We start from the raw sequence: 17,708 nt of genomic DNA on the forward strand, positions 1-17,708 counted from the left end.
CAATGCAACGGTACGTTCCTTGAACAGCCGCTCGTCCGGCACTAGAGCGGCCGACGAGCGTTACGCCCGCGAAATCTGGAGAGACGTGTCGATGAAGACCCTTTCGAACGCCATCATGGCTGTGCTTCTGGCCGGGGGCGCGACCGTCGCGCTGTCGCAGCCGGCGGTGGCGCAGAAGAAGAAGGACGAGCAGAAGGGCGACCAGCTCAAGCTCAGCAACGAAGTCCGCGGGCCGGCCGCGCAGGCGCAGACCGCGCTCGCCGCCAAGGACGTCGCGACCGCCACGCCGCTCGTCGCCGCGGTCGAGGCCGCCGCCAAGACCGACGACGAGAAGTACATCGCCGCAGCGCTGCGCCTGAACCTGGAGGTGATCCAGCCGGGCGGCCCGAACAACGCCAATCTCGTCGCGCCGCTCGACGCGCTGATCGCCAGCCCGCGCACCGCGCAGGCGGACAAGGCGAAATATACCTATCAGCGCGGCGTGATCGCGGCCAATGCCAAGGACCCGGCAGGCGCCATGCGATTTTTCGAGCAGGCGCAGGCGCTGGGCTACAACGACCCGAACCTGCCGCTGCAGCTCGTCAAGCTGAAGATGGATTCGGGCGACATCGCCGGCGGGTCGGCGGCGCTGGCGAAGATGGTCGATGAGCAGATGGCCGCGGGTCAGAAGCCGTCGGAGGACATCTTCCGCTATGCAATCGCCCGCAACCAGCAGGCGAAGAACCCGACGGAGGCGCGCGCCTGGATGCGCCGGTACCTGACCGCCTATCCGACTGCGAAGAACTGGCGCGACATGCTGGTCTATTGGGGCATCCAGCCGCAATCGATGGTGACGCTGGACAAGTCGCAGAAGGTCGACCTGTACCGCCTGCTGCGCGCCGGCAAGGCGCTGGCCGACCAGTATGATTACGAGATCTATGCGCAGTGGACCTTCGACCAGGGCCTGCCGTGGGAATCGAAGGCGGTGCTTACCGAGGGCAAGGCGGCGGGCAAGATCCCGGCGAACAGCCCGGATGCCGGCAGCCTGCTGGCGGCGGCGAACAAGTCGATCTCGAACGAAGGCTCGATGGCGGCGGTCGAGGCGCGTGCGCTGAAGGCAGCGGACGGCAAGCTGGCGGCGAGCACCGCCGACGCCTATCTGGGCACCGGCGAATATGCCAAGGCGATCACGCTGTACCGCGCGGCGCTCCAGAAGGGCGGCGTGGACGCCAATGTCGTCAACACCCGTTTGGGCATCGCGCTTGCGAACTCCGGCGACAAGGCAGGCGCCAAGACCGCGTTCCAGGCCGTGACCGGTAGCCCGCGCGCCGACATCGCAGGGTGGTGGATCGATTTCCTGGATCACCCACCGGTCGCGTGATTCGCGCTCCCTTAGGTCAAAAGAGAGTAGGGGCGTCCGGCGGGGCGCCCCTTTTTCGTTGCCGGGTCGGCGTCGGCCGGTCGTTTCGACCTAGCTGATCGGAACGCCGGTCAGCGCCTTGAAGGTGCGGATCGTCAACGACGATTTCACGCTGGTGACGTTCGGAGCGGAGGTCAGCTTCGTCGTCAGAATGCGCTGGAAGCTTTCCAGGTCCGGCGCGACGATCTTCAGAATGAAGTCAATCTCGCCGTTCAGCATATGGCATTCGCGCACCTCGGGAATCGCGGCGACATGCGCCTCGAACGCGGCGAGATCCTGCTCGGCCTGGCTGCGCAGGCTGACCATCGCAAAGACGGTGATCGGGAAGCCGAGCTTGGTGGCGTCGCACTCGGCGTGATAGCCGCGGATCACCCCGGCCTGCTCCAGCGCGCGCACGCGGCGCAGGCACGGCGGCGCGGTCAAACCGACGCGTTCCGCCAGATTGACGTTGGTCATTCGGCCATCCTCCTGCAGCAGGGCCAGGATTTCGCGGTCGATCCGATCCAGGGTCATGTCATCTCACTCAACTTGCCCGCGTATTTTCGCGATAGCTTCCATAAGTGCCGCTATAGGAATATTGCGCCGGAACGCAATTGTTCCAAGCTGGGTCAATCCGAGATCAGGTCGAAATATCCGCGATAGCCCCGAACCGGCCGCGTCTCTACCAAGCGGACAACGTTCATCTGCAAGCGAGCAGGGAGTCCAATTCTTCGTGCGTTTCGACGACAGCCTCAAGACGGTCCTGGCAGGCGAGGTGCGTTCAGCATCGGGGGTGCGTGCGGCGTTCCGGCAACTCGCCGACCTGATCGGTCGGCGGCGGGCACCTGCCGAGCCCGAGCTATTGGCGCGGCTGGCCTGCCTGCGCGACCGCGTGCCCGAAACGGTGCGCGCGGCGGTGGCGCGGTCGCTGGCGCTGATGGATCCGCCGCTGCCGCTGGTCGCGTTCATGATCGATGACGTGCCCGAGGTGTGTGCGGCGACGCTGCGCGCCGTACGGCTCGACCCGGTAGAGTGGGAGACGCTGCTGCCCCGGCTTGGGCCGTTCGGGCGCAGCATCCTGCGCCAACGCCGCGACCTGCCGCCCTCGGTCGAGCGCGCCTTGCAGACGTTCGGCGCGGCCGACTTCCAGCTCGGCTATGCTCCGCCGGTCGTGGAGTCTGTTGCCGAAGAAACGCCCGGCGCGGAGCGGTTCGAGGTGTCGGAGCTGGTCGAACGGATCGCGGCGCACCAGCGTGCCCGCGTCAGCTTGGCCGCCGAGCCGATCAGCCCCTTGCCCGCGTTCCGCTTCGAAACCGATGCGGCGGGCGTGATCCGCTGGCTGGACGCCGGTCCGCGGGGCGCCGTGATCGGCCTGACGCTCGACCATCGCGACGGCGGGTGGAGCGGGGCGGCAGTCGATGGCGTCGCAGCGGGCGCGTTCCGCAAGCGCGCGGCGTTCCGCGGCGCGCGGCTGATGGTGCCCGGCGAATCGGCGATCGCGGGCGAATGGCGGATCGCGTGCGTCCCGATGTTCGATCACGCGACCGGTGCGTTCACGGGGATGCGCGGCGAGGCGCGGCGACCGCGTGCCGACGAGCAGGCCGGGCGCGCCGGCGATCGCGAACGCGCGGCAGGCGCGGAAGGACTGCGGCGGCTGGTTCATGAATTGCGCACGCCGACCAACGCGATCGCGGGTTTTTCGGAACTGATCGAGCAGGAATTGCTGGGACCGGTCGCCTCGGTCTACCGCGACCGGGCGGCCGACATCCGCCGCCATGTCGCCGGGTTGATCGCCGCGATCGAGGATCTCGACCTGGCGGCGCGGATCGACGGGCACGCGCTCGACCGACGCAGCGGGGTGACGCAGGCCGGCCCGCTGCTGATGCGCGTGGCGGACGATCTGTCGTCTCTGGCAGCACTGCGCGGGGCCGAGCTGGTGCTGCCGGGCGCTAGCGATGCGGCATGGTCGCTTGACCCGCACGACGCGGAGCGGTTGGTCGGGCGGTTGCTCGCAACCGCCCTGTCGGCGGCGCAGCCAGGCGAACGGCTGGCGACCGCGTTGGTCGCGGGCATCGGCACGCTGGCGCTGGCGGTGGTGCCGCCCGCCGCCTTCGCGCATCGCGACGAAGCCGCGCTGCTGGCGCTGGACGACGAAGAGGCTTCGGCCGACGACGGCGCGCCACTGCTGGGCGTCGGCTTTGCTTTGCGGCTGGTGCGCAACCTCGCCGCGGAGCTGGGCGGACGTTTCGTGATCGCGCCGGAGCTGTTCACGCTGCTGCTGCCGGCCGCCGAGGGCGACGACACCGGACAGGCGACGAGCAACGGCGCGTAAGGCTTGCCAGCAGGCGTGCCGCGGCGCTACGGGACGGCGCGGTGTCGGGGCCTGTAGCTCAACGGTTAGAGCTGGCCGCTCATAACGGCTAGGTTGCGGGTTCGAGTCCTGCCGGGCCCACCACCCTTTACCCCCAAGCGCCCCCATTCGCCATCAATCTCTTGGTGAAGTGGGGGCATCGAGCGGATATAACCCGTCAGAAGCCGTCACCCTCCGCCACCAGATTTCGGGGCATCAGGGGGCAGCGGCGGGGTCATCAATCTGCGAAGTGGGGGCATCCATGGCTCTGACCAATGCCGAGGCGAAAGCGGCGCGCGCGGGCGAGCGCGATTACAAGCTGGGCGACTCGGGCGGGCTCTACCTGTTCGTCACGACCAAGGGCGCGAAGTCCTGGCGCATGAAGTACCGCTTCGGCGGCAAGGAGAAGCGCCTGACCTTCGGGCTGTATCCCGAGGTCAGCCTCGCCGAAGCACGCGAGAAGCGGGACGAGGCGCGCAAGCTGCTCCGGGACAACCGAGATCCGGTGGTTGAAGAACGGCGCCGCGCCGCTGCGGAGATCGCCGCCGCCGGGGCGACATTCGAGACGATCGCGCGCGCGTGGCACGAAGACGAGAAGCCGCGCTGGTCGACAGGGCAGGCGAACCTCATCATGCGGGCTTTCGAGCGGGATGTGTTCCCCGGCATCGGCAAGCTGCCCGTGCGGGACATAGACGGGCCGATGCTCCTGACCGAGTTGCGTAAGATCGAGCGCCGCGGCGCGATCGAGACGGCCAAGCGGGTGAAGGGGTACGTCTCCGCGGTGTTCGAACGCGCGATCGGCGAGCATCATATCGACAAGAACCCGGCGGCGAAGATCGGCAAGAGCCTGAAGAAGACCCCGGTCGGGTCGAAGCAGCCTGCGATCACCGACCTAGCCGAGCTGCTCGAGTTGCAGGGAGTGGTAGACCGCTCGACGTCGAACCCGACCACGAAGCTGGCATCGCGCCTGCTGGCGCTCACCGCAGTCCGCGTGGGCGTTCTGCGCACGGCGACGTGGGACGAGATCGAGGGCATCGACTGGGATCAGCCCGACGCGGATGCCCCCGAAGCCGTCTGGCGCATTCCGGCCGAGCGGATGAAGCTGGAGGTGCAGGACAAGGGTGACGAGGCGTTCGGACACGACGTCCCGCTGCCGCCGCAGGCGGTGGCGGCGCTCCGCGCGCTGCGGGTGCTGACCGGCCGGCTGACGCTGTTGTTCCCGAGCGAGGTATCGACCCGCCAGCCGATGAGCGACGCCGCGCTCAGCACGCTCTACAAGCGGGTTGCCGCCGGCAAGTACAAGGGGCGCCACGTTCCTCACGGCTGGCGATCGGCCTTCTCAACGCTGATGAACCAGCGCGCCGCAGACCTTGAGCGGGAGGGGGACCGAGCCGTCATCGATTTGATGCTGGCGCACGTTCCGCCGGGAATGTCGTCGTCGGAGTATGCCTATAACCGCGCTCGCTACGCGAAGCAGCGGCGCGACCTCGGCGTGGCGTGGGCGGACATGATTTCGAAGGGTTTGGCTGATCCAATGGGCTTTATCGAAAGCGGAAAAGCCAGCGGTACGACCAGTAGTCAGTGACTTGAAAGAAATGTGTTTTTGGCCTTCACTGCGATGGGGACAGAACGCAGGGGGTAATAGTGAGACCGATTGAGAGCCGGTGGATGCTGGCTGCGTTTGCTATCGTCATTGGCCTCTCGGGATCGGCTGTCGGCGCGAGCGAAAGGAGTCAACGAGAACAGGCTGCCGCAGCCAAGGACATGGCTAGCTCGCTTCGCGAAATCGTCCGAAAGGGCGCGGAGCCAGAAAAACCCGATCCGTTGACGCTGCCATGTGCTGAGGGAAACTACGACAAACGCGGGAGCGATCTCTGCGCCCAGTGGAAGGCTGCCGATGCCGCGCGAAGTGCCGCAACTGCGACATGGTGGAGCGTACTTCTTACTGGCTTAGCCACGATCGGAGCGGGGATTACAATCGGTTTCACGGTGGCGGCCACGCGGGCTGCAAACATTTCGGCTCGGGCTGCAATCGAGACGCTGCACGCAAATCGCGCGTGGATGGCATTCTCTGGTTGGCAGCAAGGGTCGTTCTCAGGGCAACTAGACGGCAAAAAGGTTACCAACGGGCAAGTATTCAACACGATTTTTCAAAACTATGGAGCCTCTCCTGCCCTAAACTGTCGAATACAGCGGCATTTCGAGATAATCGATATTAGCAGCCCGGTGCAGTCTATTGCGGTGCCCGAAGACAAAAGTGCCGGAAATTCAACCGTCGTTGCAACTGGTCAAAAAATCAACTCCTACGCTATCTTGCTAAACGATCAACAAGCACATGACTTTCGCAGCCGTAAGACGAAGGTCGTTTGTGTTTTTGAAGTCGTATATAATGATATCTACAGCGTGGGTAAAAAAGAAATCGGTGATCGGGTGACGCGGCTCGCCTTCGTTATTGAGCACCTGGGTGGCACAGTCGCAAAGAAAGGCAATGTCGAGGAAAACATAGATGTCGAGCCTCTCGGTCACTTGTCGATAGCGACCTAAGGACGAGACCGGCGTTCAGAGACCACGCATGCTGCCTCGCCATCCGCTCGGGTTCGCGACCCAATCACAAACATCTGTTTCGTACCAGCCGACCATCTTTGGCCCCATCTGAACGCGCGCGGGGAACGTGCCCTTCGCTTCGCGGCGGCGCATCGTCGACTCGGACAGACCGGTCCTGATATGCACCTCGGGGAAGCGCAGCAGGCGGTCGGCGCGGCGGTCGGGCTTCACGGTCCCGGTCATTCTCGAAATCCCCTGACGGCCTCGGATATGCGGCCGATTGATGTGGCGAAGCGATCGGCGAGTTCACGCACGCCGATCGACGGGTTGGCGGTGAAGGCGTCGCGCACCGCGGCCTTCTGGTTCTCGGTCAAGCGCGGCCACCGCGGCGGCGCGCGCCGGATCGGCTTCCGCCGGCGGGTCTGCTCGGCGAGCTCGTGCAACTCGGCGAATGCCGTGTTCGTCGGCCAGCGCGTGCAGCCGGTCGCGGATCTCCGGTATCCTCATTGCGGCGGCACCTCGTCGGCGGATCGCGCGCGCCTGAGCATTGGGTGGCGGCCGATCCGGTAGCGGATCCGGTTGCGGGGGGCGCGGGTCTGCTCATCCGGCAGATCAGCTGCGCCGGCGGCCAGCCAATCGGCAGGCTTCCATTCGCTGGCGCTCATGCCTCGGCGTCCTCTCGGTCAAGCAAACGGCTCTCGGTGCGAAGATACCAGCACAGCACCACGCTGATGGCGATAAGGCCGAAGGCCGCCATGCCTCCAATGAAGCACAGCACAAGCGCGAGGTCGCTCACTTACTCTCTCCTATGAGAAGGCGGAGCATCGCTTGAAAAATGCGGCGGGCGTCGACTGTCCAATCGTCCTCGACAGAACCGAACAACTCATCAGCGCCGGCGCGCTTCATCCCCTCATCCGGCTCTAGCAGCGCTTGGATGGCGGCGCGGGCGAGCGTGACGAGTTCGCTGGTGCTGAGCGTTGCCCCGAACGGTTCCCCGTCGAAGTCCATCTGGTCGCCCATGCGCTTGGCTATCGCAGTCAGCATCGGGTGGACTGGCTGGGTCACTGCTGTGTTCCTTCCGGCCAAAGCACGGCGCCTTGCAGGTCTTCGACCCGCAGAGTGCCAGGGTTCAGTTCGGCATGTTCGGCGGCCTCGACCGCGGTCGGCTTCAGGCCCGATAGCTGGATCGGGTAGAAGCCTTCCTCACGGAAGAAGATTACCGTCTCGCCGGTAGGAGCATCACGCCGGCTCATGCTTCTTCACCTTCGGCAGCCAGCGTCAGGGGGTCGGCCGGGAGCGGCATCCAGTGCGTCGGCATCAGGTGAGACGCCCGTTCTTCGTGAACGATGTCGTGTCCCGTTCCGGCCTCGCACCACATCTGCCCATCCCAGAACGCCAATTCCATGCGCTCGAGCTCGTCACGCATGGGCTCAAGCGGCACTGTGTTGCCTTTCTGATCGTGCCACTCGAAAGGTGCGCAGATCAGAAGAACGTTGCACGGTTCGGCAGGTGGCTGGTTGATCGCCCTCCATCGGTGCTGGGCGGCGACGGTAAGGCGGTGGCGCGCAATGATCCGGTCGAGTTCATGCTCGTAGACGGCGTGGTTGCCTGGCCAGTCTAAGCCGATGATCTGGTTGCGGAGGTCGCGGTCCGCCTGCGTCACCTCGACGGCTTCAAGCTTACCCACCATGCTTCTCCCTCTTCTCCGTTCGGTGCGGGGGCCCGACCAAGAGGTGGGATCCTCGATCAAATATCGTGACGCTCTCACCGGCTGCGGTCCGCCGCTCGTATTCCTCCAGTGCCTTCGCGGAGGCGCTGTTCGGCCCGAAGATGCGCGCAACGTGGCGCAGGCGGGTCAGCATACCCTCCGGCACGGTCATGCCTTGCTCCCGCTGGTCCGTTCGCAAATTGCGGCGCGAGAATATCGACTTTGTGAGTTTTTCGGAGATTTCCGAAAATGGTGGCCGCCCCCGGCGATCTTGCCTGCGACCTCAGGGGCTGTCGCTTCGGCGTGAAAGTGGCTCAGATTTGAGCCATCCTCGTTGCCTTGCGCGGCCATGGCGGGCCCGACGTGACGCCGCAGGATGTCTGCGGCGTCCTGCCACTCGCAATGGGGCCATAGCGGCGCGACGACGCGCTGGTCGTCAGGGCCGAGGAAGACGAGCCCGATGTCGCCGCCCTCATCCTTCAGCAATTCGCCCAACCAGAGCATCTTGCCGTCGCCAAGCCCGACCGACACGCCGACATCGGGCACGCCGTCATCTTCGCTGCAATGACACTGCACCTCGCCGAAAGCGGTACCGGCACGCGGCGGCGAGTCGCCGACCGACAGCATCCGCGCGATTGATCGTAAGCGGTCTCGCGTCTCAATAGACAGGGCGAGTGCATGGCGGTCGACTTCGGCAAGAGCGCCGACCGCGCGCTGCCTTGAGGATACCGGCTGGAACTTGCTCAACAGTTGGCTGCTCCGCGCATCCCATGCCGTGACCGCTCCTTTCGGCGTAGCCATGCTTGGGCCTGAGCATCCGCACTCCTTGCAGAGCACGAAGAACGGCTCCCTGAAAAGCGAGAGGTTGGCGACGTCCGTCCCGCAGAAGGGACACCGCTCACCCGGCGTTTCTGTGAGGTCGGCCATCTTACTTCACCATCCGATAGGGATAGCAGTCTGCCCGCGCGCCGCGCTGGTAGATCCTCCCCATCTCCTTCGCGAGGCGCGCGCATTCCGGCTGCGAGGCGATGCCGGGGACCGCGAACGAGGTCTGGCCGTTGCCGAAACCGAACCACACGACGAGAACGAAAGCGATCATGCTGCTGCATCCTTCCTGACTGCCTCTTCGGCGGCGGCGCGGCTGCGCGCGGCCGGGATCGGTTGTCCGCTGATTTCTGCTCGACCGACCTCGAACGAGTGCCGGTAGGCGTTCGAGCGGTTGGCGTTCGGCGCTGGGGCTTGGGGATCGCGCCCGTCGCGATAGCCGGAAGCGAAGTCGCTCTCGGGATCGGTCATCGCCGGTTCCTTTCTGCCATGTCACGCAGCGCCTCGATCGCGGTCGCGATGCGTCCCGCGCGCGCCGAGATGTTCGCCAGCGACCACGCCGCCCAGGCGGCGAAGATCAGCGCAGCGGTGAAATTGCTGTCGTTCATGGGCGAGGCTTTCGAGTGAAGGGAACGACGACCGCGTCGGCATGGCTCATCTGCCCGCGGCGCCAAGGAAGGCCGATCTCGCCAGACCATTTGCGGGCGCATTCCTCGATCGCTGCGACGGTGGTACGGACGTCGGGCTGCCGCTCTTCGTCATAGCTTCCGTCTGGGCAGACGATCGACGCGAGCCAGACCGGGGATCGCTCCTCGCCGAACCATCCGACCTCTACGACGATCTCGCCAGCCGGCGGCCTCCACCCCGTAGCCGGTGGCTGCGGGTCGGGCAGTCGAGCCCAGTGCGTCGGGCTCCACAGATAGCCATCCTCGTCTGCCCAGCCGGTGTCGCAGCGTGTCAGTATAACCCACGGGTGGTGGCGCGCTGCCGGCCGGTCATCATCATGAACCAAGCCGAGTATCCAGCCGTCGCCCAGCGGGGCAGTCTCGATTGATGCGGGGGTCATGCGTTTCTCACGACAATAGGGATGCCGGATGCGGTCTCCGGGCGTGGGCAACGGCCTAGGTCGGCCGAGGCGCGGTGACCGTCGGCGTCGAGAGCTTGCGACAGCTTCCGCGCGGCGTTCACGATGCGGAGGTCGCAGCCGTTGCCAGGCGAAGGGCTCACGCGGGCGACAATGTGCGTGAAGGCGACAGCTCGCTCTGTGCTGGTCTTCATCCCTGCCGCCCCCTCACGCACGCAACTTCGCGCGTGATGACGAAGCTCTCGCCGGGGTTGGCGGCAACCAGTCGCAGCGCCTCCGCTTCGGCGGCGGCAAATCGGTCATGCGTGACACCGCGGCGCCAGCCGTTCGCCTTGTGCACGCGGTACGGTCCGGCGGCGGTGTGCACGTCGAAGTCGCCCCGGCTCACGATTGCGCCTCACGCACGATGCGGTAGGCCAGCACGTCACGGCCGAACTGCGCCGACCGGTGCTCCCACCATTCGGGAGGCGTCTCGCTCGCGAACCGCGGGCTCTCGTTGAGCCCGTGCCCATCGGCCGTGTTGATGACCGTTCGCGCCGACACCGGGCATGGACCGGGAACGTGCCTGATCCATCCGCCTGGCAGCACTCGCACGCGAGGCTTAGCGGCAACGGACTGCTTGGCAGCAATTCTCCGAACCGCGCGCTGCAGCAGGCGATCGCATACCACGCCGGCAGCAAAGGCGAGCAGGATCCCGCTGGCGCCAAGAACGAAAGGCATCATGCGGCAGCCCTCCGCGTGGAAAGGTCGACCACGGCAGCCTCGTGCCCGCCGTCGGGACCGTCCGGCCCCTCGAAGCCGCCAAGCCACTGGTTGCAGCCGCGCGTCGAATGCGTCTCCGGCTGCATCGAGACAGCGGACCCACCCAGCGCCACCACAACCGGCGGCAGGAACTGGCAGGTGCCAAGGTTCTCGTCGGCGCCCTTCGCCTTTCGCAGCCCGGTGGTGATAGAGGGCAGGTTGCGGCTCCAGAAGGAACACGTAGCGCAGCGTAGATCTGCGGGCGTCATGCGGCACCGCCAGCGGCGATGCCGCGAATGTCGCGGCTGATAGCGGTCAGCAAATAGCCGTCCTCGTCATCCCTGCCGGTGCGCTTCATCAGGTCCAGCTTGGCGAGAACATCAGCCAGGTTCGTCGCCGGCTCGTCGATGACGGCTTCCCAGAGGCTGTACTCCCGGCGGCTCAGCTCGTCCGAGCGCTTCTGGATCTCGTCGATCCGCAGCCTTTCGCGCGCGCGTTGCTCGTAGGCTTCGCGGCGGGCTTGCTGGTCCGCGATGATCGCGTCGCGTTCGTCGGCAAGGTCTGCGAGTTCGATGAATGCCTGACGCCACTCCGGCTGATCCGCGCCCATATCGGCCCATGTCGGGTCGTCACGCATCTTCCGGGCTGTGCTGTCGGAAAACCCAGCTGTGGAGAGGCGCGTCACTTCGTCGTTCACATTGATGAACGTCGTTTGCACCGACCGGTGCGGTGGATCCGGCTCGGCGGGACACGCGGCCATAATCGCCTTGAGGGCGTCATAGGCGGGTGCCTCCACCTCCGCATCGTACCGACTGAACGCGGCGTCGGCACGATCGCGGAGGGCAATCAAGCGAGCCAGGCGCGTGCTCACCGTCGCGGATGGAGCGGACTTCGCCGATGCAGCGGTGTCCGCGAGGGCGAAAACGCACGCGCCACCGATCAGCGCGCGCCGAGTGGTTGGGCGGGTCATGCCAAGGTCTCCGTGATATGGGCGACGGCGGCGGCAGGCCGTTCCAGCGCGTACCAGCCGTTCGAATAGCGGCGCCCGAGCATCGTCACCGCCCGGATGATGTGGTCATCGCAGTCCAGCACTGAGCGCGCGCGGAAGTATGCGCGGCCAGCTGTCGATAACTCGTTCCAATCGGCCGGATCCGTATCGGCGCTGAACCGCCGGGTCGCCTCGTTGCCGAACCCTTCCTCAATCTCGCCTTCTGGATCGACCAGGATGCGTCCACCTGCGCGAAGGAAAGCTCGCATGACCTTCGTCATGGTGCCGGGGTCGCGCGGTCGTTCGACGTGGGCATATGGAGAGTGCCTGATCGCGTCTTCGAGCGCTTCGCGACCGCCATCGCGGGCGAATAGATCTTCAGTAAGATGATGCAGCCACAGCAACCGGTGGCGGCGCTGGGCATCAACGGGGCAGCCGATTACCAGCTGTGGCGCTTTCCCTTGTTCCAGCAGGAAGCCAACGTTGCCACCTGCCGAATGCGCGAAGTACCGCCACACGCGAACGTAGGATGATAGATCGGCGGCGGCGGCAGCAGCCAACCACTCGAGCATGTCAGCTACGGGGAGGGCGTCGCGAAGGTCTGGGCCGTCCCAAGGGCGGTCGCCGAGGGGCGGGATCGGCTCATTCCCGTCGGCAATGCCGAGATCACGCCCGCTCACTTGTTGACCGCCTTCGGCTGGTAGACGCCAATGACGCGGCCAATCAACATCGACGCAAACGCGATGTCGTGGAACGGACCTTCGCCGGGGCGGTGCGGCCTATCGAGATCACGGTACCGCCAGGCGTCGGCCACGCGCTCGTCGCGGTAGATGCGGACGACGAAGCGAGTGCAGTCACGTCGAGCATCAGCCGCCGGATGCAGCGGATACTGGCGCTCGTAGACGAAGATGCCGCCTTCGGTCAGGTCGTCGGTGGTCAGCGCGGCGCGTTCTACGATCGCGACGTGTCCACGGACCGGCACGACATCGCAGCCGTCCGGCACTCGATCAAAGAGACCTAAGCTGGGGAGCGGGTCGAATGTTTCGACCGGGGCAAGGGCCGCGGCGCACTCCTGAAGCCGCCCGGCAATCGCCGGCGATAAGGCAAAGTTCGACTGCTCACGCACCAAGGGTGCGCGCTGTGCTTCGGCGGCCATGAGCCAACCTCCCTACATGAGTGATGCAGGTGGATCGGCGGAGGCTGGCCCCAACGTCGGGTGGCCGAGCACGACTTTCCTATCCCTGCGCACCGGGGGGTTTCGGCCTTACAGGCGATCGTCCCCGATGAGCAGTTTCTAGCCTAGTGGCTAAATCCCGTAAAGAGACATATTAGCCGCGTGGCTAGAAAAAATTAGAGTGGCGAGCCTTGCCAGATGACTTTGCCTAAAACTCGGAAGGGCTCGCGCCCGAGCGGCATCGTCTGATGAACCGGATTTGAGGAGCAGGGCTCCAGGCGCGGCGGATCAGACCGGAACCGCTTGAAGGTCGCTTCGCCGTCTTCCTTCATGACCGCGTAAATGCCGCCGTCGCGAAGATCGAGAAGATCGGGATCGATAACGATGATGCCGCCTTCTGGGACGATCAGGTCCATGCTGTCCCCATCGGGTTGCAGCGCATATGCGTTGCTGCTGCCGTACGGCGCCGGCACATATCCTACGGGGCCGCCCAAGTCTCCGGCAGACATCGCCTCCCGCCAGTTTCCTGCGGCGATCTTTCCCAGAACGGGAACCATGCGCGCTGGGAGATGCACAGCGGCACCGGGAACAAGGTCGCCAGGCTGAACGCCAAGGGCGTTCGCGATCAAGCCCAGCGCGTCAGGCGGTAGGGCACGCTGAGCACGTTCCCACTTGGCAATGGTGGTGAAGTGCACGTGCACCTCATTCGCGAGCTGCTCCATGGACAAGCCGAGCTCTTTTCGACGGGCACGTATGCGGCCGCCAGGAGTGTCCAGATCGATGGGTGCTTTAGCCATACGCGAGGTATAGCCGTGCGGCTACGAGCCGCAATGGGGAATGGCGAAAGAAGAAGTTGCCTCCTTTTAGCCGCTTGGCTAAAAGTGTCTCATTATGAAACTCTCCGCCTACCTCGCCGAGAACGGCATCAGCCTGTCCGCGTTCGCCCGTCAGGTCGGAGCGAAGAACGCGCGGACAATCCAGCGCTACACCAAGCACGGAAGGGTCCCCAGTGGGTCCATGATCATCAAGATTATGGCGGTCACGAACGGTTCCGTTCAGCCGACCGACTTCTGCTCGGCAGACGTGGACTGACGGCGGTGGGGACAAGCGCACCGGAGGTGCCATCTTCCCTCCGTAATGTCGAAAGCGAAGCCACGGTGCTGGCGGGCTTGATGCGCGACAATGCGCGGATTGACCGTGTGGCCGACGTGCTGGCGCCGGAGGATTTCAGCGAGCAACTGTTCGGCCGGCTTTATATGGCGATGCTGGACCTCGCTTCACACGGGCGTCCGGCCAACCCGGTCACGATCGCGCCGCTCTTTGATGGGGATCCCCAGTTCGAGGAGATCCAAGGCCGCGCTATGCTGGTAAACTGGGTGTCCAGCCTCATGGCCGCCGCCGACCCGTACAGCATGGCCCGCCACGTCCGTGAACTCGCGGTGCGGCGGCGGCTGCACGAAGAGATGCTGGCGTCCGCAGCTCGCCTCGCCGACCTAACGATCGAGACCGACCGAGCGATAGCCGACCACGACACCGCTGTTTCTGCAACATTCGAGCGCACCGACCTCAATCCATTCCGTAGCGGTGCGGATGCCGCGCGAGAGGTGATGCGTAGCTTCGACAGGAAGCATAGCGGCGTGCTCAGCGGCGGCGGCGTGGAAGGCATTGATCGCCTGATCGGTGCGCTCCAACCCGGCTGGCTGGGTATCGTCGCTGGGCGCCCGGGCATGGGAAAGACCGCGGCGTTGATCAGCTACCTGCGCGCGACAGCCGGGAAGGGCCATTGCTCCCTGTTCGCCAGCCTAGAGATGAGCTGGGAAATCCTCGGGATGAGGCTCGTCGCCGACTATTGCCACAGCATCGGCGCACCCGTCCCGTTCGGAGCCTTGATGCGGGGTGAAACCACTCAACACCATCGCGATATTATCGCTGGCGTCGAGCATGAGATCGGCGGGCTGCCGTTTAAGATCATCGACAAGAAGTGCCACACGCTTGGACAGCTTCGCCGGTCCATCCGGCGGCGCAAGCGCGAACTGCAAGCCGTAGGGAAGAAGCTCGAACTCGTCGTCGTCGATTACCTCCAGCTTTTGCAGCCTGATGGCAAGGCAAAGTCGGAATACGAGGCGGTGAGCGAGGTCAGTCGCGAATTGAAGGTGATGGCTGGCGACGAGGAGGTCGCGATGATCGCCCTTTCGCAGTTGAGCCGTGCGGTCGAGACGCGCCAGGACAAGCGCCCTCAGCTTAGCGACCTTCGTGCCAGTGGTCAGATCGAGCAGGACGCCGACTTCGTGCTCTTTCTCGTCAGTCAAGAGTACTATCTTCGGAAAGCCGAACCGGAGCCCGACACCGCCGAGCACGCGGCTTGGCGTGAGAAGCTCACGCGCGCTGAGGGCTGGCTCGAGTTCATCTGCGCCAAGCACCGGCATGGTGAGGAAGGTGCCTTCTTCGGCCGCTTCTATCGCCAGTTCCAGGCCGTCCGATGATCCCCGCCGCTATCTTGAGAGGTGCTGAACTATGAGTGGCTGGTATCGCCTGCATCGCGGCTGGCAGGATCACGCTGTATTTCGGAACGAGCCCTTCAGTCGGCGCGATGCCTTCGTCTGGCTCATCGAGAATGCAGCCTATGAGCGGGTCAAGATCGACATCGCCGGTGCCGAGCACTGGCTCGAACGCGGACAGGTTGGGCACTCGCTGCGGTTCATGGCGAAGGCTTGGAAATGGGACGAAGCGAGGGTGCGTCGGTTCATCGCTTCATTGCGCAAAGCGCAAATAATCGACGCGACAGCCGACGCAGGTCAGACTGTCATAACTATACGGAAATACGAGGTTTATCAGACCCGCGAGCGGGTAGCCGACGCAGCCAGCGACGCGGCGGCGACGCAGGACCGACGCAGCACCGACGCAAAGTATAAAGAAGGAAAGAAAGAAGAAGAGAAGGGCCGCGAGCGCGCCGATGGTCGCTACGCGTTTGAAGGCGGAACGATCAAGCTGACAGCGGACGATCTCGCGAAGTGGACGGAAACCTACAGCGGCATTCCTGATCTGCGCGCCGAACTCTCATCGATCGACGGGTGGTTCGCTGGGCAAGCCGAGGGCGATCGCAAGGGATGGTTTCACCGGACGCAGCGGATGCTCAACGCCAAGCATCAGGAGCGGCTGGCGAAAGACGGGGCGGCAAAATCAACGGTGGTGACGATGGACGACGCTTTCCTCCGGCGGTTGGAGCGGGCGCAAGCCTCGGGTGCCGTGAGCGCCGCCGCCGGTAGCGACAAGGGGGCACGATGATTACGAACGATGGTCACCGCGCGGGCCGGCGCTGGTGCATCTTGCAGACGACCGCAGCGAAGACGCTGCCGCTCATGGCCGCGCTGCGAGGCGAAGGCATTGACGCGTGGACGCCTAGCCGCACGGTGAAGCGCGACGCGCCAGGCAACCGGCGGCGGCTGGCGCTGGGACAGCGCAAGGTGATGGTAGAGGTCACCGTGCCGATCTTGCCGTGCTGGGTCTTCGCGCCCGAACGGGACATGGACGACCTGTGGCGGCTGGCGGATCAGCCCGAGGGACGACACCCGCGCTTCTCGGTCTTCACCGGCGCGCGCGGCGCGGCGCTGGTACGAGATACCGCGGTGGCTGGGCTGCGGCAGGCCGAGGCTGACGCACTGGCCGCGATCACAGCGGAGCGTGCCGCCGAGACGCGGGCGGCGGCGCAGCGCGCAAGGGCCGAACGGCTGGGCACGCTGCGCGCACGCCGCGCGGCGCTGCGCCGGGAGACGAAGGCGCTGGCTGGCGGCCAAGAGGTCACGGTCGACGGGATGCCGGCGCTCGACGGGTTGGTCGGGAAGGTGGTTGAGGGCAGGGGCACGTCTGCCGTTATCCATTTCGGCGGCGCGCTGACGATGACGATTGAGGCTTGGAGAGTGCGACCAAATCCTGTAAGGACCGAGGCAGCCTTAACCGGCACAGCCGCATAACGGCTCAAGGGGAAAGCCGATGTGGAGCCATAGTGCTCTTCCGCAGCCCCGATAAACCCAGCCGGGCTATGCTCGGCGCGGGGCTCCAGCGGTATGGTTCAAACGAAGCGGCGGAGCGTGAGCCTATCAACCGGCTCAGTCCCGTGCTTCCCACTCTGGCAGCCCCATCGCGATCGCAGCGCAAGCAAGCCCGATGTGCTTCGGCGCGCCCTCTTTCATGTAGCGCGGGATCGTGTTGCGACCGACGCCCAGCGCGTCGGCGGCGGCGCCAACGTTGAGGCGGAGGCGCGCCATCCAGGTCGTGAAGTCGTGAGCGGTCATTGTCTGTTAGCCTCCGATGCCTTATAAGGGAGGGAGTGACCCGGCCCTTTCGGACCGAGCCACCCCTTCAGGTTAACCCTTTCGGCGTAGCGTAATGACCAGCATTGCCGTGCTGATCGCTACGCCGAGGGCCTGAAGAAGAAGCGCGGTGTATTCCATTCGCTTTCTCCTTCTCGCCGAGGCGGCGGGATTGCCTCCCCTTCCGGCCCATTCTTTATGCACCATTCGGTGCATCGGCGCAACGAGGAAATGCACTAAATAGTGCATTATTTGGTGACGGCATGGGCAGGTTGAAGACGCTGCCTAGTCGCTTGGGCAAGCTGGCCCCATCCCTCGGGTACGTGGATGCACCGGCTCGCACCGCAGACGCTGCCCGCTCGTTCTTCGCCCCTTGGCGCAAGCTGTACGGCACCGCGCGCTGGCGCGAGACCCGGCTGCGCATCTTCGCCCGGGACGGCTTCACCTGCCAGCATCCGGGCTGCGGCTTCATGACCGCGAACACGTCGAAGCTCGTATGCGATCACCGCACTGTGTAGGGCGGTGACAAACCCGGCCACGGGAGCGCCGGCATAGGTGCCGGTGCGGCGGAGAGAAATCCTGCCAGTGGTAAGCTGCTCCATTTGG

At 65.2% G+C, this 17,708-nt stretch carries 30 protein-coding genes and 1 tRNA gene; 10 read left to right on the top strand and 21 right to left on the bottom strand.

Translation table 11 applies throughout. The annotated features are described in order from the left end of the window. Positions 1–91: 91 nt before the first annotated feature. Positions 92–1,360, top strand: coding sequence for a hypothetical protein (locus J2Y58_RS14365; protein ID WP_310104299.1), 1,269 nt, complete (start codon positions 92–94; stop codon positions 1,358–1,360). 90 nt (positions 1,361–1,450) lie between these two features. On the opposite strand, the gene J2Y58_RS14370 is transcribed toward J2Y58_RS14365, so the two are convergent. After that, the gene (locus J2Y58_RS14370; protein ID WP_310104301.1) at positions 1,451–1,912 is read right to left on the bottom strand and encodes an Lrp/AsnC family transcriptional regulator; all 462 of its coding nucleotides are present in this window, start codon (positions 1,910–1,912) and stop codon (positions 1,451–1,453) included. Positions 1,913–2,111: 199 nt separating this feature from the next. On the opposite strand from J2Y58_RS14370, the gene J2Y58_RS14375 reads away from it, so the two are divergent. The 4 genes from J2Y58_RS14375 (at position 2,112) to J2Y58_RS14390 (ending at position 6,272) form a co-directional block, all read left to right on the top strand. Then, positions 2,112–3,710: a sensor histidine kinase gene (locus J2Y58_RS14375; RefSeq protein ID WP_310104304.1), complete on the top strand. Its 1,599-nt coding sequence runs from the start codon at positions 2,112–2,114 to the stop codon at positions 3,708–3,710. 47 nt (positions 3,711–3,757) lie between these two features. Beyond that, positions 3,758–3,833, top strand: a tRNA-Ile gene (locus tag J2Y58_RS14380). A 157-nt stretch (positions 3,834–3,990) separates the two neighbouring features. Beyond that, a complete protein-coding gene (locus J2Y58_RS14385; RefSeq protein WP_310104306.1) occupies positions 3,991–5,313 on the top strand; it encodes a phage integrase central domain-containing protein in 1,323 nt (440 codons plus the stop codon). Positions 5,314–5,396: 83 nt separating this feature from the next. Beyond that, on the top strand, positions 5,397–6,272 hold the full coding sequence (locus J2Y58_RS14390; protein ID WP_310104309.1) for a hypothetical protein: 876 nt from the start codon (positions 5,397–5,399) through the stop codon (positions 6,270–6,272). Between the two features lie 15 nt (positions 6,273–6,287). On the opposite strand, the gene J2Y58_RS14395 is transcribed toward J2Y58_RS14390, so the two are convergent. The 19 genes from J2Y58_RS14395 to J2Y58_RS14485 all read right to left on the bottom strand — a co-directional run bounded on the left by J2Y58_RS14395 (position 6,288) and on the right by J2Y58_RS14485 (position 13,589). Continuing rightward, complete coding sequence (locus J2Y58_RS14395; protein ID WP_310104312.1) at positions 6,288–6,515, bottom strand: AlpA family phage regulatory protein; 228 nt, start codon at positions 6,513–6,515, stop codon at positions 6,288–6,290. Then, positions 6,512–6,715 carry a hypothetical protein gene (locus J2Y58_RS14400; RefSeq protein ID WP_310104314.1) on the bottom strand — a complete coding sequence of 68 codons (204 nt, stop codon included), beginning with the start codon at positions 6,713–6,715 and terminating at the stop codon, positions 6,512–6,514. The genes J2Y58_RS14395 and J2Y58_RS14400 overlap by 4 nt, the downstream gene beginning before the upstream one ends. 60 nt (positions 6,716–6,775) lie before the next feature. Next, complete coding sequence (locus J2Y58_RS14405; RefSeq protein ID WP_310104316.1) at positions 6,776–6,937, bottom strand: hypothetical protein; 162 nt, start codon at positions 6,935–6,937, stop codon at positions 6,776–6,778. Then, positions 6,934–7,068 carry a hypothetical protein gene (locus J2Y58_RS14410; protein ID WP_310104318.1) on the bottom strand — a complete coding sequence of 45 codons (135 nt, stop codon included), beginning with the start codon at positions 7,066–7,068 and terminating at the stop codon, positions 6,934–6,936. The genes J2Y58_RS14405 and J2Y58_RS14410 overlap by 4 nt, the downstream gene beginning before the upstream one ends. Then, positions 7,065–7,337 carry a hypothetical protein gene (locus J2Y58_RS14415; RefSeq protein WP_310104320.1) on the bottom strand — a complete coding sequence of 91 codons (273 nt, stop codon included), beginning with the start codon at positions 7,335–7,337 and terminating at the stop codon, positions 7,065–7,067. Before J2Y58_RS14415 ends, J2Y58_RS14410 begins: the two co-directional genes overlap by 4 nt. Further along, positions 7,334–7,525: a hypothetical protein gene (locus J2Y58_RS14420; protein WP_310104325.1), complete on the bottom strand. Its 192-nt coding sequence runs from the start codon at positions 7,523–7,525 to the stop codon at positions 7,334–7,336. Before J2Y58_RS14420 ends, J2Y58_RS14415 begins: the two co-directional genes overlap by 4 nt. Beyond that, the gene (locus J2Y58_RS14425) at positions 7,522–7,962 is read right to left on the bottom strand and encodes a hypothetical protein (RefSeq protein WP_310104327.1); all 441 of its coding nucleotides are present in this window, start codon (positions 7,960–7,962) and stop codon (positions 7,522–7,524) included. Before J2Y58_RS14425 ends, J2Y58_RS14420 begins: the two co-directional genes overlap by 4 nt. Positions 7,963–8,148: 186 nt before the next feature. Further along, a complete protein-coding gene (locus J2Y58_RS14430) occupies positions 8,149–8,907 on the bottom strand; it encodes a hypothetical protein (RefSeq protein ID WP_310104330.1) in 759 nt (252 codons plus the stop codon). Between the two features lies 1 nt (position 8,908). Beyond that, a complete protein-coding gene (locus J2Y58_RS14435) occupies positions 8,909–9,079 on the bottom strand; it encodes a hypothetical protein (RefSeq protein WP_310104334.1) in 171 nt (56 codons plus the stop codon). Next, positions 9,076–9,276: a hypothetical protein gene (locus tag J2Y58_RS14440; protein WP_310104336.1), complete on the bottom strand. Its 201-nt coding sequence runs from the start codon at positions 9,274–9,276 to the stop codon at positions 9,076–9,078. Before J2Y58_RS14440 ends, J2Y58_RS14435 begins: the two co-directional genes overlap by 4 nt. Then, on the bottom strand, positions 9,273–9,413 hold the full coding sequence (locus tag J2Y58_RS14445; RefSeq protein WP_310104338.1) for a hypothetical protein: 141 nt from the start codon (positions 9,411–9,413) through the stop codon (positions 9,273–9,275). Before J2Y58_RS14445 ends, J2Y58_RS14440 begins: the two co-directional genes overlap by 4 nt. After that, the gene (locus tag J2Y58_RS14450) at positions 9,410–9,871 is read right to left on the bottom strand and encodes a hypothetical protein (RefSeq protein ID WP_310104341.1); all 462 of its coding nucleotides are present in this window, start codon (positions 9,869–9,871) and stop codon (positions 9,410–9,412) included. Before J2Y58_RS14450 ends, J2Y58_RS14445 begins: the two co-directional genes overlap by 4 nt. A 208-nt stretch (positions 9,872–10,079) precedes the next feature. Continuing rightward, on the bottom strand, positions 10,080–10,277 hold the full coding sequence (locus J2Y58_RS14455; protein ID WP_310104344.1) for a hypothetical protein: 198 nt from the start codon (positions 10,275–10,277) through the stop codon (positions 10,080–10,082). Next, positions 10,274–10,612 (bottom strand): hypothetical protein, encoded by a 339-nt coding sequence (locus J2Y58_RS14460; protein WP_310104346.1) that lies wholly within the window; start codon positions 10,610–10,612, stop codon positions 10,274–10,276. The genes J2Y58_RS14455 and J2Y58_RS14460 overlap by 4 nt, the downstream gene beginning before the upstream one ends. Further along, positions 10,609–10,899 carry a hypothetical protein gene (locus tag J2Y58_RS14465; protein ID WP_310104348.1) on the bottom strand — a complete coding sequence of 97 codons (291 nt, stop codon included), beginning with the start codon at positions 10,897–10,899 and terminating at the stop codon, positions 10,609–10,611. Before J2Y58_RS14465 ends, J2Y58_RS14460 begins: the two co-directional genes overlap by 4 nt. Further along, complete coding sequence (locus tag J2Y58_RS14470; RefSeq protein ID WP_310104351.1) at positions 10,896–11,600, bottom strand: hypothetical protein; 705 nt, start codon at positions 11,598–11,600, stop codon at positions 10,896–10,898. Before J2Y58_RS14470 ends, J2Y58_RS14465 begins: the two co-directional genes overlap by 4 nt. Continuing rightward, positions 11,597–12,298 carry a hypothetical protein gene (locus tag J2Y58_RS14475; RefSeq protein ID WP_310104353.1) on the bottom strand — a complete coding sequence of 234 codons (702 nt, stop codon included), beginning with the start codon at positions 12,296–12,298 and terminating at the stop codon, positions 11,597–11,599. The genes J2Y58_RS14470 and J2Y58_RS14475 overlap by 4 nt, the downstream gene beginning before the upstream one ends. Beyond that, positions 12,295–12,774 (bottom strand): hypothetical protein, encoded by a 480-nt coding sequence (locus J2Y58_RS14480; RefSeq protein ID WP_310104356.1) that lies wholly within the window; start codon positions 12,772–12,774, stop codon positions 12,295–12,297. The genes J2Y58_RS14475 and J2Y58_RS14480 overlap by 4 nt, the downstream gene beginning before the upstream one ends. 194 nt (positions 12,775–12,968) lie before the next feature. Further along, positions 12,969–13,589: a S24 family peptidase gene (locus J2Y58_RS14485; protein WP_310104358.1), complete on the bottom strand. Its 621-nt coding sequence runs from the start codon at positions 13,587–13,589 to the stop codon at positions 12,969–12,971. A gap of 94 nt (positions 13,590–13,683) precedes the next feature. Between J2Y58_RS14485 and J2Y58_RS14490 the strand changes: the two genes are divergently transcribed. Genes J2Y58_RS14490 through J2Y58_RS14505 form a run of 4 tightly spaced genes read left to right on the top strand, consistent with a single transcriptional unit; the run spans position 13,684 to position 16,763 of the window. After that, positions 13,684–13,884 carry a helix-turn-helix transcriptional regulator gene (locus J2Y58_RS14490; protein ID WP_310104362.1) on the top strand — a complete coding sequence of 67 codons (201 nt, stop codon included), beginning with the start codon at positions 13,684–13,686 and terminating at the stop codon, positions 13,882–13,884. A gap of 26 nt (positions 13,885–13,910) precedes the next feature. Continuing rightward, positions 13,911–15,275 carry a DnaB-like helicase C-terminal domain-containing protein gene (locus tag J2Y58_RS14495; protein WP_310104365.1) on the top strand — a complete coding sequence of 455 codons (1,365 nt, stop codon included), beginning with the start codon at positions 13,911–13,913 and terminating at the stop codon, positions 15,273–15,275. Positions 15,276–15,306: 31 nt separating this feature from the next. Beyond that, positions 15,307–16,077, top strand: a complete 771-nt coding sequence (locus J2Y58_RS14500; protein WP_310104368.1) for a hypothetical protein — start codon at positions 15,307–15,309, stop codon at positions 16,075–16,077. Next, positions 16,074–16,763 carry a hypothetical protein gene (locus J2Y58_RS14505; protein WP_310104370.1) on the top strand — a complete coding sequence of 230 codons (690 nt, stop codon included), beginning with the start codon at positions 16,074–16,076 and terminating at the stop codon, positions 16,761–16,763. Before J2Y58_RS14500 ends, J2Y58_RS14505 begins: the two co-directional genes overlap by 4 nt. Positions 16,764–16,898: 135 nt before the next feature. On the opposite strand, the gene J2Y58_RS14510 is transcribed toward J2Y58_RS14505, so the two are convergent. Next, positions 16,899–17,084, bottom strand: coding sequence for a hypothetical protein (locus tag J2Y58_RS14510; protein WP_310104372.1), 186 nt, complete (start codon positions 17,082–17,084; stop codon positions 16,899–16,901). 311 nt (positions 17,085–17,395) lie between these two features. On the opposite strand from J2Y58_RS14510, the gene J2Y58_RS14515 reads away from it, so the two are divergent. Then, positions 17,396–17,620, top strand: coding sequence for a hypothetical protein (locus J2Y58_RS14515; RefSeq protein WP_310104374.1), 225 nt, complete (start codon positions 17,396–17,398; stop codon positions 17,618–17,620). Positions 17,621–17,708 lie beyond the last annotated feature (88 nt).

It is taken from the genome of Sphingomonas sp. BE138 (assembly GCF_031456125.1).
Taxonomy (GTDB): domain Bacteria; phylum Pseudomonadota; class Alphaproteobacteria; order Sphingomonadales; family Sphingomonadaceae; genus Sphingomonas.

Bases quoted from the DNA above. Each gene is read 5' to 3' on its own strand.
- J2Y58_RS14385 (WP_310104306.1), top strand. From the start codon at position 3,991: ATGGCTCTGACCAATGCCGAGGCGAAAGCGGCGCGCGCGGGCGAGCGC.
- J2Y58_RS14390 (WP_310104309.1), top strand. From the start codon at position 5,397: ATGCTGGCTGCGTTTGCTATCGTCATTGGCCTCTCGGGATCGGCTGTC.
- J2Y58_RS14405 (WP_310104316.1), bottom strand. From the start codon at position 6,937: ATGAGCGCCAGCGAATGGAAGCCTGCCGATTGGCTGGCCGCCGGCGCA.
- J2Y58_RS14420 (WP_310104325.1), bottom strand. From the start codon at position 7,525: ATGAGCCGGCGTGATGCTCCTACCGGCGAGACGGTAATCTTCTTCCGT.
- J2Y58_RS14470 (WP_310104351.1), bottom strand. From the start codon at position 11,600: ATGACCCGCCCAACCACTCGGCGCGCGCTGATCGGTGGCGCGTGCGTT.
- J2Y58_RS14480 (WP_310104356.1), bottom strand. From the start codon at position 12,774: ATGGCCGCCGAAGCACAGCGCGCACCCTTGGTGCGTGAGCAGTCGAAC.
- J2Y58_RS14505 (WP_310104370.1), top strand. From the start codon at position 16,074: ATGATTACGAACGATGGTCACCGCGCGGGCCGGCGCTGGTGCATCTTG.
- J2Y58_RS14490 (WP_310104362.1), top strand. From the start codon at position 13,684: ATGAAACTCTCCGCCTACCTCGCCGAGAACGGCATCAGCCTGTCCGCG.
- J2Y58_RS14435 (WP_310104334.1), bottom strand. From the start codon at position 9,079: ATGATCGCTTTCGTTCTCGTCGTGTGGTTCGGTTTCGGCAACGGCCAG.
- J2Y58_RS14370 (WP_310104301.1), bottom strand. From the start codon at position 1,912: ATGACCCTGGATCGGATCGACCGCGAAATCCTGGCCCTGCTGCAGGAG.
- J2Y58_RS14430 (WP_310104330.1), bottom strand. From the start codon at position 8,907: ATGGCCGACCTCACAGAAACGCCGGGTGAGCGGTGTCCCTTCTGCGGG.
- J2Y58_RS14365 (WP_310104299.1), top strand. From the start codon at position 92: ATGAAGACCCTTTCGAACGCCATCATGGCTGTGCTTCTGGCCGGGGGC.
- J2Y58_RS14425 (WP_310104327.1), bottom strand. From the start codon at position 7,962: ATGGTGGGTAAGCTTGAAGCCGTCGAGGTGACGCAGGCGGACCGCGAC.
- J2Y58_RS14485 (WP_310104358.1), bottom strand. From the start codon at position 13,589: ATGGCTAAAGCACCCATCGATCTGGACACTCCTGGCGGCCGCATACGT.
- J2Y58_RS14450 (WP_310104341.1), bottom strand. From the start codon at position 9,871: ATGACCCCCGCATCAATCGAGACTGCCCCGCTGGGCGACGGCTGGATA.
- J2Y58_RS14510 (WP_310104372.1), bottom strand. From the start codon at position 17,084: ATGACCGCTCACGACTTCACGACCTGGATGGCGCGCCTCCGCCTCAAC.
- J2Y58_RS14465 (WP_310104348.1), bottom strand. From the start codon at position 10,899: ATGACGCCCGCAGATCTACGCTGCGCTACGTGTTCCTTCTGGAGCCGC.
- J2Y58_RS14460 (WP_310104346.1), bottom strand. From the start codon at position 10,612: ATGATGCCTTTCGTTCTTGGCGCCAGCGGGATCCTGCTCGCCTTTGCT.
- J2Y58_RS14395 (WP_310104312.1), bottom strand. From the start codon at position 6,515: ATGACCGGGACCGTGAAGCCCGACCGCCGCGCCGACCGCCTGCTGCGC.
- J2Y58_RS14500 (WP_310104368.1), top strand. From the start codon at position 15,307: ATGAGTGGCTGGTATCGCCTGCATCGCGGCTGGCAGGATCACGCTGTA.
- J2Y58_RS14445 (WP_310104338.1), bottom strand. From the start codon at position 9,413: ATGAACGACAGCAATTTCACCGCTGCGCTGATCTTCGCCGCCTGGGCG.
- J2Y58_RS14440 (WP_310104336.1), bottom strand. From the start codon at position 9,276: ATGACCGATCCCGAGAGCGACTTCGCTTCCGGCTATCGCGACGGGCGC.